This is a genomic window from Mycobacterium sp. 4D054 (assembly GCF_052245755.1).
Taxonomy (GTDB): domain Bacteria; phylum Actinomycetota; class Actinomycetes; order Mycobacteriales; family Mycobacteriaceae; genus Mycobacterium.
Genome location: NZ_JBQQCF010000176.1, coordinates 1 through 385, shown reverse-complemented (window position 1 = coordinate 385; position 385 = coordinate 1). Strand labels below are relative to the sequence as shown.

Genomic DNA, 385 nt, shown 5'->3' with positions numbered 1-385 from the left:
GGCCAGTCCTTTCAAGCCGCACCACCAGGGCCGGCTACGACCATGCAGCCTCACCCGACCCACCCGGGTCACAGCCCAACGTAACAACACGAAGTAACTGCAACTACGAACTTAAGGACCCACCATGGCGACTCGCTCGGAGGAATTGTCAATACCTGTGGATCGGGGTGTTTCAGGCGACCTCCGTTCCGGTGTGTTGATCGCCGTCTGACGGTGGTGCCGGCGGGGTGATGTCGGTGGGCCGTTCGAGCAGTTTGGCTTTGTGGAAGACCGCTCCCGCGCGTACCAGGGCGACCAGATGCGGGGCGTTGACGGCACGCCAACGGGCTTGGGCTGTGTCGATCAGCTTATAGGCCATCGCCAATCCAGCGGCCCGTGATCCCGG

1 pseudogene is annotated in these 385 nt (G+C 62.9%); it reads right to left on the bottom strand.

Annotated features, from left to right (window positions below):
• Nucleotides 1-172 precede the first annotated feature (172 nt).
• Nucleotides 173-385, bottom strand: a pseudogene (locus tag ACTWP6_RS30445) (IS256 family transposase); the annotation flags it as partial.